This is a genomic window from Streptomyces laurentii (assembly GCF_040635425.1).
Classification (GTDB): domain Bacteria; phylum Actinomycetota; class Actinomycetes; order Streptomycetales; family Streptomycetaceae; genus Streptomyces; species Streptomyces laurentii.
This window is the reverse complement of the sequence record NZ_JBEYHT010000055.1, coordinates 19,565-32,186: the sequence shown is the minus strand read 5'-3', so window position 1 is coordinate 32,186 and position 12,622 is coordinate 19,565. Positions and strand designations below refer to the sequence as shown.

General features: G+C 72.8%; 12 protein-coding genes. 5 read left to right on the top strand and 7 right to left on the bottom strand.

Annotated elements, in window-relative coordinates; translation table 11 throughout:
• Nucleotides 1–230: 230 nt before the first annotated feature.
• Nucleotides 231–725 carry a DUF3145 domain-containing protein gene (locus tag ABZ693_RS27945; RefSeq protein ID WP_359882697.1) on the top strand — a complete coding sequence of 165 codons (495 nt, stop codon included), beginning with the start codon at nucleotides 231–233 and terminating at the stop codon, nucleotides 723–725.
• Nucleotides 726–789: 64 nt separating this feature from the next.
• On the opposite strand, the gene ABZ693_RS27940 is transcribed toward ABZ693_RS27945, so the two are convergent.
• The 6 genes from ABZ693_RS27940 to ABZ693_RS27915 all read right to left on the bottom strand — a co-directional run bounded on the left by ABZ693_RS27940 (nucleotide 790) and on the right by ABZ693_RS27915 (nucleotide 6,549).
• Nucleotides 790–1,302, bottom strand: a complete 513-nt coding sequence (locus ABZ693_RS27940; protein WP_359882695.1) for a GNAT family N-acetyltransferase — start codon at nucleotides 1,300–1,302, stop codon at nucleotides 790–792.
• A 242-nt stretch (nucleotides 1,303–1,544) separates the two neighbouring features.
• Nucleotides 1,545–2,807, bottom strand: coding sequence for a beta-ketoacyl-ACP synthase II (gene fabF / locus ABZ693_RS27935; protein WP_359882692.1), 1,263 nt, complete (start codon nucleotides 2,805–2,807; stop codon nucleotides 1,545–1,547).
• Nucleotides 2,808–2,886: 79 nt separating this feature from the next.
• Nucleotides 2,887–3,135: an acyl carrier protein gene (locus ABZ693_RS27930; RefSeq protein WP_359882690.1), complete on the bottom strand. Its 249-nt coding sequence runs from the start codon at nucleotides 3,133–3,135 to the stop codon at nucleotides 2,887–2,889.
• A 123-nt stretch (nucleotides 3,136–3,258) separates the two neighbouring features.
• On the bottom strand, nucleotides 3,259–4,290 hold the full coding sequence (locus tag ABZ693_RS27925) for a ketoacyl-ACP synthase III (RefSeq protein ID WP_359882687.1): 1,032 nt from the start codon (nucleotides 4,288–4,290) through the stop codon (nucleotides 3,259–3,261).
• Nucleotides 4,291–4,315: 25 nt separating this feature from the next.
• The gene (locus ABZ693_RS27920; protein ID WP_359882684.1) at nucleotides 4,316–5,266 is read right to left on the bottom strand and encodes an ACP S-malonyltransferase; all 951 of its coding nucleotides are present in this window, start codon (nucleotides 5,264–5,266) and stop codon (nucleotides 4,316–4,318) included.
• A gap of 101 nt (nucleotides 5,267–5,367) precedes the next feature.
• Nucleotides 5,368–6,549 carry a PucR family transcriptional regulator gene (locus ABZ693_RS27915; RefSeq protein ID WP_359882681.1) on the bottom strand — a complete coding sequence of 394 codons (1,182 nt, stop codon included), beginning with the start codon at nucleotides 6,547–6,549 and terminating at the stop codon, nucleotides 5,368–5,370.
• Nucleotides 6,550–6,628: 79 nt separating this feature from the next.
• Here ABZ693_RS27915 and ABZ693_RS27910 point away from each other — a divergent pair, with 79 nt between their 5' ends.
• Both ABZ693_RS27910 and ABZ693_RS27905 read left to right on the top strand, forming a co-directional pair.
• Nucleotides 6,629–7,297 carry a pirin family protein gene (locus ABZ693_RS27910; RefSeq protein ID WP_359882678.1) on the top strand — a complete coding sequence of 223 codons (669 nt, stop codon included), beginning with the start codon at nucleotides 6,629–6,631 and terminating at the stop codon, nucleotides 7,295–7,297.
• A gap of 98 nt (nucleotides 7,298–7,395) precedes the next feature.
• Nucleotides 7,396–7,869 (top strand): nuclear transport factor 2 family protein, encoded by a 474-nt coding sequence (locus tag ABZ693_RS27905; RefSeq protein WP_359882675.1) that lies wholly within the window; start codon nucleotides 7,396–7,398, stop codon nucleotides 7,867–7,869.
• An 83-nt stretch (nucleotides 7,870–7,952) separates the two neighbouring features.
• On the opposite strand, the gene ABZ693_RS27900 is transcribed toward ABZ693_RS27905, so the two are convergent.
• Nucleotides 7,953–9,149, bottom strand: a complete 1,197-nt coding sequence (locus ABZ693_RS27900) for a L,D-transpeptidase (RefSeq protein WP_359882672.1) — start codon at nucleotides 9,147–9,149, stop codon at nucleotides 7,953–7,955.
• A 236-nt stretch (nucleotides 9,150–9,385) separates the two neighbouring features.
• On the opposite strand from ABZ693_RS27900, the gene ABZ693_RS27895 reads away from it, so the two are divergent.
• On the top strand, nucleotides 9,386–10,693 hold the full coding sequence (locus ABZ693_RS27895) for a lipid II:glycine glycyltransferase FemX (protein WP_359882669.1): 1,308 nt from the start codon (nucleotides 9,386–9,388) through the stop codon (nucleotides 10,691–10,693).
• A gap of 179 nt (nucleotides 10,694–10,872) precedes the next feature.
• Nucleotides 10,873–12,474, top strand: a complete 1,602-nt coding sequence (gene murJ, locus ABZ693_RS27890) for a murein biosynthesis integral membrane protein MurJ (RefSeq protein ID WP_435842566.1) — start codon at nucleotides 10,873–10,875, stop codon at nucleotides 12,472–12,474.
• Nucleotides 12,475–12,622 lie beyond the last annotated feature (148 nt).

The window sequence follows — 12,622 nt, the reverse complement described above, 5'->3', positions numbered from 1 at the left end:
CGTGTCCACCCGTCCTCGCCCGACCGTACGCCCTCCCGGGACGGGCCCGGCACGGTAGCTTGGCCCCGTCGAACCAGGGGAGACCCCACCGATCGGTTCCGGTAAATTACATCACGTCACATGCTGTCCCCTTTTTGGGGGTTTGCGGATGCCCGTTCTCGTGATGATGTGTTGATGTGTACGGAGGCCGCTCGGGAACGGCCGCCCTATGTCCCCACATGGAGGTCCCGGTGACGACACGTGGAGTCCTGTACGTTCACTCCGCACCGCGCGCGCTCTGCCCGCACGTCGAATGGGCGGTCGCGGGCGTCCTCGGTGCGAGGGTCCAGCTGGACTGGATCCGCCAGCCGGCGTCGCCCGGGATGTGGAGAGCCGAATTCTCCTGGCAGGGCGAGACCGGCACCGCCTCCCGGCTCGCGTCCGCCCTGCGCGGCTGGCAGATGCTCCGCTTCGAGGTCACCGCGGAACCCTGCGCCGCCGCCGAGGGCGAGCGCTACAGCGCCACCCCCGAACTCGGCATCTTCCACGCCGTCACCGGCCCCCACGGCGACATCCTGATCCCCGAGGACCGGCTGCGCGCCGCCCTCGGCCGCGCCGCCCAAGGCGAAACGGTCCTGGAGACCGAGATCGCCCTGCTGCTCGGCAAGCCCTGGGACGACGAACTGGAGCCCTTCCGCTACGCCGGCGAAGGCGCCCCCGTCCGCTGGCTGCACCAGGTGGTCTAGTGCTGCGACCGGAAAGGTTCACCGGCTCGCCGCCCCGCCGCTCCGTCGACAGGGCGTCAGCGCGTCACGCCGTCAGCTCGTCGGCCAGCAGGTCCATCAGCAGCCCGTCGTGCCAGGTGCCGTCCGCGCCGCGCTCGTACTGCCGCATGACGCCGACCGGCCGGAAACCGGCCTTCGTGTAGCAGCGGATCGCCGCCGCGTTGTCGGCCGCCGGGTCGATGGTCAGCCGGTGATGGCCGTGGTCGTCGACGAGATGGCGGGCCAGGGTCCGTACGGTGTCGGTGCCCAGGCCCTTGCCGTGCACCGCCGGGTCGAGGAAGAGGTCCATCCCGGCGTGCCGGTACTCCGGCGACTCCTCGGCGTGCCACTGGATCATGCCGATGGTCCGGTCCTCGTACTCGACGGTCAGGCAGTGGGTCCCCGGGTCGTCGAGATCGGCCGCGACCTCCGCCGCGAGATTGTCGCCGCCCTGCCAGCGCGCGCGTACCTCGGGAGTCGCCCGGATCGCGGCCAGGGCGGGCACGTCGGCGGGGACGGTGGGGCGCAGGGTCACGAGAGCACCACGTAACACGGTCATGTCCCGGACCCTACGCGACCGGGGTGCCCGCTCCGAGGGCCGTTCGGGCCACCGGCGGGATCGCCCGGATCATCCGGACCGCCCGCGGGCCGGGCCCGCTCGGGGGGACCGACCGGCACCCGAGCGCCCCGGCACCGCCCGCCCCCGCCCCGTACAGGCCCGTCCCCGCCCCGTACACGGCCGAAGGCCCCGCCGGAAAGATCCGGCGGGGCCTTCGGCCGAGCGTCGCGCGAGGCGGGTGATCAGACCGAACGGAAGGCGAGGACCACGTTGTGGCCGCCGAAGCCGAACGAGTTGTTGATCGCGGCGATCGTGCCCTCGGGCAGCGCGCGCGGCTCGTCGCGCACGATGTCGGCGTCGACCTCCGGGTCCAGGTCGTCGACGTTGACCGTCGGCGGGGCCATCCGGTTCGTCAGCGCGAGCACGGTCGCGACCGTCTCGACACCGCCCGCGCCACCCAGCAGGTGGCCGGTCATCGACTTGGTCGCGGAGACCGCGACGTGGTCCAGGTCGTCGCCCAGGACCTGGCGCAGCGCCTTGATCTCGGCGACGTCGCCCAGCGGCGTCGACGTGGCGTGCGCGTTGAGGTGGACGACCTCGGACGGCTTCAGGTCCGTCGAGTCGAGCAGGTTGCGCAGCGCGGCGGCGATGCCCCGGCCGGTCGGCTCGGGCTGCGCGATGTGGTGGCTGTCGGCCGACAGGCCCTGCCCCAGCGCCTCGCAGTAGATCTTCGCGCCGCGCGCCTTCGCGTGCTCCTCGGACTCGAGCACGATGACGCCCGCGCCCTCGCCGAGGACGAAGCCGTCCCGGCCCTTGTCGTAGGGACGCGAGGCCTTGAGGGGCTCGTCGTTCTTCTTGGACATCGCCATCATGTTGGCGAAGGCCACCACGGGCAGCGGGTGGATCGCGGCCTCGGTGCCGCCGGCCACGACCACGTCGGCCCGGCCGGTGCGGATCATCTCGATGGCGTAGCCGATCGCCTCGGCACCCGACGCGCACGCCGAGACCGGGGTGTGGACGCCCGCCCGGGCGTTCACCTCCAGGCCCACGTTCGCGGAGGGGCTGTTGGGCATCAGCATCGGCACGGTGTGCGGGGAGACCCGGCGCGCGCCGGACTCCTTCAGTACGTCGTACTGGTCGAGCAGGGTGGTGACGCCGCCGATGCCGGAGGCGATGACGGAGCCGAGCCGCTCGGGCTGGATCTTCTCGTCGTCACCGGCCGGGCCGGTGTAGCCGGCGTCGGCCCAGGCCTCGCGGGCCGCGATCAGCGCGAACTGCGCCGAGCGGTCGAGCTTGCGGGCCAGCGGGCGGGGCAGTACCTCGGAGGGGTCCACCGCGGCCTGGGCCGCGATCCGGACGGGCAGCTCCGCGAAGCGCTCGTCCGTCAAGGGCGAGATGCCGGAACGTCCGGCGAGCAGCCCCTCCCAGGTGGAGGCGGAATCGCCACCCAGCGGAGTGGTTGCGCCGATACCGGTGACGACCACGGTGCGATTGGTCGAGCTCACAGGAAATCTTTCTCCATGTGTGTGATGGTCGGAAGACGGCGCCACCGCTGGGTGGCGGACCGGGTCACCAGAGGCCGGATCAGGCCTGGTGCTTCAGGATGTAGGAGGTCGCGTCGCCGACCGTCTTGAGGTTCTTGACGTCCTCGTCGGGGATCTTGACGTCGAAGCGCTCTTCGGCGGCCACGACGACCTCGACCATGGACAGCGAGTCGACGTCCAGGTCGTCGGTGAAGGACTTGTCCAGCTGGACGTCCTCGACCGGGATGCCCGCGATCTCGTTGACGATCTCGGCGAGACCCTCGACGATCTGCTCCTGGGTGTGGGCCATGGGTGGCGCTCCTTGTTGTTGTACGACGTTGCTGTTGCGAGACGACGTGGGTGGACGGGTGCGGTGGTGCGGTACGGAAGACGTCCGGAAGGTCCGGGACGCGAGCATCCCGGGATCCGGTGCCTAGGGGAGAGTAACGACCGTCGCGGCGAACACGAGACCCGCCCCGAAGCCGATGATGAGCGCCGTATCGCCGCTCTTCGCCTGTCCGGTCGCCAGGAGCCGCTCCATCGCGAGCGGGATCGAGGCGGCCGAGGTGTTGCCGGTGGTCTCGATGTCACGGGCGACCGTGACGTGCTCCGGCAGCTTCAGCGTCTTCACCATCGAGTCGATGATCCGCATGTTGGCCTGGTGCGGGATGAAGACGTCCAGGTCCTCGGCGCTGATGCCGGCGGCGTCCAGCGCGCGCTGGGCGACCTTCGCCATCTCGAAGACGGCCCAGCGGAAGACCGCCTGGCCCTCCTGCGTGATGGCCGGGAACTTGATCTTGCCTTCGCTGTCCAGCGGAAGCCGCGACACGTCGCCGACGTGGTAGTCGTTCCACGGGACCGTCTGCTTGATGGTCTCGGACTTGTCGCCCTCCGAACCCCACACGGTGGGGCCGATGCGCGGCTCGTCCGAGGGGCCGACGATCACGGCACCGGCGCCGTCGCCGAACAGGAAGGCCGTCGCGCGGTCCTCCAGGTCGGTCAGGTCGCTCAGCCGCTCCACGCCGATCACCAGGACGTACTCCGCCGAACCCTCGACGATCATGCCCTTGGCGAGAGTGAGGCCGTAGCCGAAGCCCGCGCAGCCGGCGGAGATGTCGAACGCGGCGGGCTTGCCGGCGCCGACCTTGTCGGCGATCTCGGTGGCCACGGCCGGGGTCTGCTTGAAGTGCGACACCGTGGAGACGACGACCGCGCCGATCTGCTCCGGGTCGATCCCGGCGTCGGCGATCGCCTTGCCGGCCGCCTCCACCGACATCGCGGTGACGGTCTCCTCCGGGGAAGCCCAGTGCCGGGTCGCGATGCCGGAGCGCGAGCGGATCCACTCGTCGGACGAGTCGATCTTCTCCAGGATCACCTCGTTGGGCACGACCCGGGTGGGGCGGTAGCCGCCGACGCCGAGGATGCGCGCGTACGGGGCACCCTTACTGGCCTTGATCTTCGCCATGCTTCTCGACACTCCTTGTCAGGCTTCAGGCTGTGGCCGTGGTCTCGGCGATGAGCGCACGGGCCGCGTCGAGATCGTCGGGGGTCTTCAGGGCCACGGTGGGGACACCGGGCAGGGCGCGCTTGGCGAGGCCGGTCAGGGTGCCGCCGGGGCACACCTCGACGAGGCCGGTGACGCCGAGCTCCTTGAAGGTCTCCATGCACAGGTCCCAGCGGACGGGGTTGGCGACCTGGCCGACCAGACGGGCGATGACGTCCGCGCCCGCGGTCACGACCTCGCCGTCCTTGTTGGAGACGTAGCGGGTGACCGCGTCGGCCGGGGACAGCGCCTTCGCCGCCTCGTCCAGCTTCGCCACGGCCGGGGCCATGTGGTGGGTGTGGAACGCGCCCGCGACCTTGAGCGGCACCACGCGGCGGACGCCCTCGGGCTTGTCCTCGTTCAGCGCGGCCAGCTGCTCCAGGGTGCCCGCGGCCACGATCTGGCCGGCGCCGTTCACGTTCGCCGGGGTCAGGCCCAGCTTCTCCAGGTGCGGGACGGTCACCTCGGGGTCGCCGCCGAGCAGCGCCGACATGCCGGTCTCGGTGATCGCCGCGGCCTCGGCCATGGCCAGGCCGCGGGTACGGACCAGACGCAGCGCCGTGGTGTCGTCGAGGACGCCCGCGAACGCGGCGGCCGCGAACTCGCCGACGCTGTGACCGGCGACCGCGCCGGGCGCGAGGCCACCGAGGACCGGGCCGTCGGCGGTCGCGTCACCGAGGGCGGCGGCGGACAGCAGGGCGGCCGCGACCAGCAGCGGCTGGGCCACCGCCGTGTCGCGGATCTCGTCCGCGTCGGCCTTCGTGCCGTAGTGCGCGAGATCGAGTCCGATGGCCTCGGACCAGGCGGCGACGCGGTCGGCGGCTCCGGGGAGCTCGAGCCAGGGGTTCAGGAAGCCGGGCGTCTGAGCGCCTTGGCCGGGAGCGACGAGTACGAACACCTTCACACTCTCTCTTGGAGACGGTCCTCGACGCCGGTGGGGACAAGGACGAAGAACCGTCGGGGGAATTGTCGATATCCCACAAAAGTCTAGGGCTCCGCCTAGGGCTGTGTCTCCGTGTCGGCCAACCGTCCCAGGATCAGCGCGATCCGCAGAGTGAAGGCCGACCGGACATCGGAGGGTGACCACCCGGTGACGTCGGTCACACGTCGGAGCCGGTAGCGCACGGTGTTGGGGTGAACGAACAGCATCCGCGCGGCGCCCTCCAGGCTGCTCGCCTGCTCCAGATAGACACTCAGCGTCTCCAGGAGCGCCGAGCCCGCTTCCTCCAGCGGTCTGTAGATCTCCTCCACCAGCTGGTCCCGCGCGGCGGGGTCGGAGGCGATCGCCCGCTCCGGAAGCAGATCGTCCGCGAGCACCGGGCGCGGGGCGTCCTGCCAGGCCGTGCACGCCTTGAGACCGGCCGCCGCGGCCTGCGCGGACCGGGTCGCGGCCAGCAGGTCCGGGACCACCGGGCCGGCCACGACCGGCCCCTGCGCGTACGGGCCGATCAGGGCCTTCGCCACCGCGAGCGGGTTGTCGTTGCCGCCGGCGATCACCACGAGCCGGTTGCCGAGCACGCCGGTGAGCACCTGCAGCTTGGCGTGCCGGGCGGCGCGCCGGATGGCCTCCACGGTCAGTTCGCTGTCGCCGTCCGGGGCGGTGCCGAGGACCACGCACACGTTGTCCGGCGAGTTCCAGCCGAGCGCGGCGGCCCGCGAGACGGCGCCCTCGTCGGCCTCGCCCGACAGCACCGCGTTCACCACGAGCGATTCGAGGCGGGCGTCCCAGGCGCCGCGGGCCTCGGCGGCCTGCGCGTACACCTGGGCGGTCGCGAACGCGATCTCCCGGGCGTAGACCAGCAGCGCCTCGCGCAGCACCGGCGCCTCGCCGGGCGCCGCCACGTCGTCGATCGCCGACTCCATGACCTCGATGGTGGTGCGCACCATCTCCACGGTCTGGCGCAGCGTGATCGCCCGGGTCAGTTCGCGCGGCGCGGTGCCGAACACGTCCGTCGGGATCGCCTGCGGGGTCTCCGGGTGCCGGAACCACTCGGTGAACGCGGCGATGCCGGCCTGGGCGACCAGACCGATCCACGACCGGTTCTCCGGCGGCATCGCCCGGTACCACGGCAGCGTCTCGTCCATGCGGGCGATGGCACTGGCGGCGAGCCGCCCGGAGGACTGTTCGAGGCGCTTCAGGGTCGCGGCATGCGGGTGAGGGGCGTTCACGGGATCAGACACGGGGACAAGACTGCCTTATCGGAAGGGCCGCGTGCGGTGGCGGGGCGGCGGGGGAGGCCCTGTGACTACCGTAGGTCCTGTGATACGCATCCAGCGCGCAGACGAGCGGTACCCCGGCGGCGAACCCGGTGAGGGGATCGACACCCGGCACGCCTTCTCCTTCGGCCGGTTCTACGATCCGGGCAATCTCCGCTTCGGCGCGCTGCTCGCCTGCAACGAGGAACGCCTCGCGCCGGGTGCCGGGTTCGACGAGCATCCGCACCGTCACACCGAGATCGTGACCTGGGTCGTCGAGGGCGAGCTCACCCACCGCGACTCGGCCGGCCACGCGACGGTCCTCGGGCCCGGCGACCTCCAGTACCTGAGCGCGGCCTCCGGTGTCCGGCACGCCGAACGCAACGACGGCGCCGTCCCGCTCACCTTCGTGCAGATGTGGCTGGCGCCGGTGGAGCCGGGCGGCGAGCCGTCGTACGAGGTCGTCCGCGCGCTGTCCCCGGACACCCCGTACGCCGTCCCGGCCGCCGCGTCGACTCTCCGCGTCCACCGGCTCGCGGCGGGTGACCGGGCCGTCCTGCCGGACGCGGACAGCGTCTACGTCCACGTGGTGCGGGGCGCGGTCCGCCTCAACGCGCACGACCTGGCGCCGGGCGACGCGGCCCGGGTGACGGCGGAACGGGACCTCGGTCTGCGGGCGGTGGTCGACGCCGAGGTGCTGGTGTGGGCGATGCGGGACGTCCTCGCTCCGTAGGGCGGACACACCCTCGCTCCGTAGGGCGGCGGGCCCGCGGGAAAGCCGTGGCGAGGATCCCTTGACCTCAAGTCCGCTTGAGGGAAGAGGGTTTGGGCATGGACGACGAAGCGATGCGACGCCGGCTGCGGATTCTGACCGACCGTGCCGAGATCACCGACCTGATGGACCGCTATCTGCGGTCCCTGGACGACGGGGTCCTCGACGAGGAGTGGGCCCGCGCCTTCCACACCGAGGACGTCACCGCCGAGATGCCCATCGGCACGGTCCATGGCCGTGACGCCGTGCTGGCCCATGTCCGGCGCGGCATGGCCCTGTTCGACCGGACCGTGCACCTGGGCACCAACGCGATCATCGAGGTCGACGGCGACCGGGCCACCGCCCGCGGCGCCCAGCTCAGCACCCACGTCCTGGCCGACGGCTCGGAGAACGTCTTCGTCTCCGCCGGTCACACCGAGGCCGACCTGGTCAGGACGCCGGACGGCTGGCGGATCGCCGCCACGGCCCTGCGGGTGGTGTGGACCCAAGGCACCCCGCCGCGGCTGCCCGACGACCTCGCCGCCGCGATCTAGCGGGGTGCCGACGGCGGGTGTGCCTTGGTGCGAGGCGGCCGGTCGGGATGGCCGGGCCGCCCGACCGACCGGTGCTCCGCCCTTCAGCGCAGGGCGCTCTTCGCCCGCCACTGCTCCCAGGAGAGGTTCCACTCCCCGTAGCCGTTGCCCTCCGCGACCACGCCCTTGGTGTCCGCGCCCTTGATCTCGAAGGGGTCGCCGGGGCGGAGCGTGGAGAAGAGGTCGGCGGCCTGCTCGGAGCTCATGCCGATGCAGCCGGAGCTCTTGTTCGCGTTCCCGAAGTACTGCGCGTTCCACGGCGCCGCGTGCGCGTACATCCCCGACCAGGTCAGCCGCATCGACGACTTGACCATCTTGTCGTAGGCGTTGCCGAGGCCGACCGTCTCGGAGTTCATCCGGATCGTGCCCTCCTTCGCCATCAGGACCGCCGTGCCCCGCCAGGACCGCTTGTCGCCGCCGGGGGTGCCGCCGGAGACCGGGACCGTCCGGACCGTACGGCCGTCCTGCTCCAGCCGCAGCTGCTTCCGGTCGAGGTCGACCCGGACGACGCGGGCCGTGGAGTCGACGGTGAAGCCGGTCTTGTAGTCGCGCACGAACCACCCGCCGTCACGGCCCGAGTCCGTCCCGTTCAGGGTCGCGTCCAGGGTGACCTTGGTGCCCGGCTTCCAGTACGCACGGGGGCGCCAGTCCACCCGGTCCTTGCCGGAATAGTCGGTCATCCAGCCCCACGACCCCTCCGTGCCGTTGGACGTGGTGACCTTCAACTGCCGCTCCACGGCCGCCTTGTCGCCGACCGGCCGGTCGAAGACGATCGACAGCGGCTGGCCGACACCCACGGTGGTGTTCTTGCCGGGCGCCAGCGTCAGCTTGTTGACCAGGTTCGCCTTCGGCGTGGTGAAGGACGAACGGGACGTCGACTCCTTGCCGCCGCTGCCCCGGGCGACGACCTCGATCGTGTACGAGGTGCCCGGCGCGGCCTTCCGGTCCGACGCCCACGAGACGGCGTCCGCGCTCGAACGGCCCGCGAGGACACCGCCCTTCGTGTCGACGACCTTGACCTGGGCGAGCGTGCCGCCGCTCGCCGTGACGGTCACCGGACGGCCGGCCGTCGGGGGCGCCACGGTCACCTTCGCCGGGGCGCCCTGCGCGGCGGACGCGGCGGCCCCGCCCTTGCCCGGTGTATCGGTCGCCGTCGCGGCCGAACAGGCGGTGAGCGCCGCCGCCGTGAGGGCCAGCAGGGGAAGGTGGACGCGTATGCGACGCGTGCGAGTCGGCAGCACGGGACAGACCTCCGCGAGAAGGGTGGAAAAGTCGGTATGTCTCGGATTGTAGGCCGCCCGGGCGGCCCGCCGCCCGGCCCTCGCCCCATGTGACGGCGACTGCGGAGGAACGGTCATCGTCCGGTCACATTCCCCGCCCGGAGCAGTCACGACCGGCTGTGAACCTGCCGGAGTGCCCCACCCCCGGACGGCCACCGACGGCCGTCGGACGGGGCGGAAGAAGGAGGCCCCCCGTCGTGTCCGCGCTGCTTGTGACGCCCGCGTCCCTTGGCCCCTCCGCGTCCGGGGCCCCCGAGGCCTCGTCTTCCGGGGGTACGCCCTCCGGGGCCGCGTTCTCCGCGTTCGGATCCCCCGGGCCCGGGGCCGCCCCGGTCTCCGGCTCCGCGCCCGCCCCCGCCGGGCGGTGGCTTGGGCCCGTCACCCCCGAGACGTACCGCGCCTTCCTCGACGCCCGCTCCACCGGCCCCGACGGGCCGAGCTTTCTCCAACTGCCCGCCTGGGCCGCCGTCAAGGACGGCTGGCGCCACCAACTGATCGGCTGGGGCCGTGAGTCGGCCCGGATCGACGGCGTCGCGCTGGTGCTGCTGCGGACGCTGCCCGGGACCCGCAAGTCCTTCGCGTACCTCCCCGAAGGTCCCGTCGCCGACTGGGCCGACCCCGAACTCGACGGCTGGCTCGACCCGTTGCTCGCGCACCTGCGCGCGGCCGGCGCCTTCGCCGTACGGATGGGCCCCGGGCCCGCGTACCGGCGCTGGGACGCCGCCACGGTCAAGGCGCACACCGGCCCCGGGCGGCGCCTCGCCGACGTCCTCGCCAGCGAGGTCGACCCGCTCGGCACGGCCGTCGCCGACCGGCTGCGGGCCCGCGGCTGGCGCCGCTGCGGCGGCGACACCGACCGCACCGAGGACGGCGCCGACGCCCAGCCCCGGCTCGTCTTCCAGGTCCCGCTCACCGGCCGCAGCACCGACGACCTGTGGTCCGGGCTCAACCAGGAGTGGCGGCGCAACATCCGCAAGGCCCGCAAGAGCGGCGTCGAGGTCGTCGTGGGCTCGGCCGCCGACCTGCCCGCGTTCCACCGCCTGCTGTGCGTCACCGAGGAGCGCGACGGCTTCCGGCTCGGCCGCTCCCTCGCGTACTACGAGCGCCAGTACGCGGTCCTCAACGCCGAGTGCCCCGGCCGGATGAAGCTCTACATCGCCCGCCACGAGGGCGAGATCCTGGCCGCCCACACCATGATCACCGTCGGCCGGCGGGTCTGGTACCAGACCGGCGCGTCCGCCGACCACCGCCGTGAGGTCCGTCCCTCCAACGCCCTGCAATGGCGCATGCTCCTCGACGCGCACGCCCTCGGCGCGGACGTCTACGACCTGCGCGGGGTACCCTCCACCCTCGACCCGAACGACCGTGCCCACGGCTTGCTGCGCTGGAAGCTCGGCACGGGCGGGCAGGTCGTCGAAACCCTGGGGGAGTGGGAGATTCCGTTGTCCGGTACGACCAATCACACGCTGTTCCGCGCCTTTCAGGCGTATATGGCCCGCCGATGACGGGGGCTGTCACGGAACACCCGGAGGCGGGCCGTACCGGTGCGGCCGGCCCGGCTCCGGACACGACCCCGGCACCGGAACGGACTCCGGCGCCGGACCGGACTCCGACGCCGCACGGGGGCACGGCGTCGGACGAGACCGCGGGCCGGGCGCCGTCCGTGCTGCGCAGCGGCGCGCTCATGGCGGCCGGCTCGCTCGTCTCGCGCGCCACCGGATTCATCCGCTCCGCGATCGTCGCCGCCGCCATCGGCACCGGCTTCGTCGCCGACGGATACGCCGTCGGCAACTCCGTCCCCACCATCGTCTACATGCTGCTCCTCGGCGGCGCCCTCAACGCGGTCTTCGTCCCCGAACTCGTGAAGGCCGCCAAGGAACACGAGGACGGCGGCGTCGCCTACACCGACCGGCTGCTCACCGTCTGCCTGATCGCGCTCGCCGCCCTCACGGCCGCCGCCGTGCTCGCCGCGCCCGCGATCGTCGACGCGTACACCGACTACACGGGCGCGCAGCGGGACATGACGATCGCGTTCACCCGCTCCTGCCTGCCGCAGATCTTCTTCCTCGGCATGTTCACGCTGCTCGGCCAAGTCCTCAACGCGCGCGGCCGGTTCGGCGCCATGATGTGGACCCCGGTCCTCAACAACGTCGTCGTGGTCGCCGTCTTCGGCCTGTTCCTCGGCCTCTACGGGACCGCCCGGGTGTCCGGCGACGGCACCCTCACCGCCGGACAGACCGCGCTGCTCGGCTGGGGCACCACCGCCGGCATCGCCCTCCAGGCCGTCGCCCTCGCCCCGTCCCTGCGCGCCGCCCGCTTCCGCTGGCGGCCCCGCTTCGACTGGCGCGGCAGCGGCCTGACCGCGCCCCTGCGCGCGGCCGGCTGGCTCGTCCTGCTCGTCCTCACCAACCAGGGCGCCTACTGGGTGACGACCAAGGTCGCCACGGCGGCCGGCCAGCGCGCCGAGGGCGCCGGCCTCAGCGCGTACAACAACGCCTACCAGCTGTGGATGGTCCCGCACGGCATCATCACCGTCGCCCTCGTCACCGCCCTGATGCCCCGGATGAGCGGCGCGGCGGCCGACGGCGACCTCGCCGCCGTACGCGGCGACGTCGCGGGCGCGCAGCGCACCAGCGCCGCCGCCGTCGTCCCGGCCGCCTGTGCCCTGTTCGGACTCGCCGTGCCGATCATGGGCGTCGTCTACCAGTACGGCCGCACGGACGCCGACGCGGTCCGCTCCATGGCCTGGATCCTGATGGCGCTCGCGCCCGGACTCGTCGCGCTGTCCGGACAGTACGTGTGCACCCGCGCCTTCTACGCCCTGCGCGACACCCGCACGCCCTTCCTCCTCAACCTGGTCATCGCCGGCCTCAACGCGGCCCTCGCCGTCGCCGCCCACGCCTGCTTGCCCGCCCGGTGGACGGTCGCGGGCATGGCCGCCGGCTACACCCTCGCCCTGTGGGCCGGGTGGGGGCTGACCGCGTACGTCCTCGCCCGCCGGCTGCGCGGCACGGACGGCGCGGCCGAGGGCACGGGCGCGTTCGCCGCGCTCGTCCGGATGCTGGTCGCCGCGCTGCCCGCCGGCGGACTCGCCCTGGTCACCGCCGAGCTGACCGCCCCGGCGGGCCGGGTCGTCGCGGGCCTCGCGGGCATGGCGGTCATCGTCGCCGTCTTCGCGCTCCTGGCCCGGCCGCTGGGACTCACGGAGGTACGGCGGCTCATGACGGGCCTCACCGCCCGCGTACCCGGGCCGGGGCGCAAACGCCGCCGGGCCCACCGGAACTGACTCCGGCCCCGCCGGAACCGGCCCCGGCCCCACCGGAGTCGACCCCGGCCCCGCTCCACCGGCCGCCTGCCCGCCCGTACCGGACCCTCCCCGGTACGGCCGGGCAGGCGGCCCGTACCGTCGACGTCGTACCTCCGACCACCTGGGA

What these genes read in the sequence shown, in the direction of transcription:
- murJ (WP_435842566.1), top strand. Translation starts at nt 10,873, where the DNA reads ATGGCGGCCGGCTCGCTCGTCTCGCGCGCCACCGGATTCATCCGCTCC.
- ABZ693_RS27930 (WP_359882690.1), bottom strand. Translation starts at nt 3,135, where the DNA reads ATGGCCCACACCCAGGAGCAGATCGTCGAGGGTCTCGCCGAGATCGTC.
- ABZ693_RS27905 (WP_359882675.1), top strand. Translation starts at nt 7,396, where the DNA reads ATGGACGACGAAGCGATGCGACGCCGGCTGCGGATTCTGACCGACCGT.
- ABZ693_RS27925 (WP_359882687.1), bottom strand. Translation starts at nt 4,290, where the DNA reads ATGGCGAAGATCAAGGCCAGTAAGGGTGCCCCGTACGCGCGCATCCTC.
- ABZ693_RS27940 (WP_359882695.1), bottom strand. Translation starts at nt 1,302, where the DNA reads ATGACCGTGTTACGTGGTGCTCTCGTGACCCTGCGCCCCACCGTCCCC.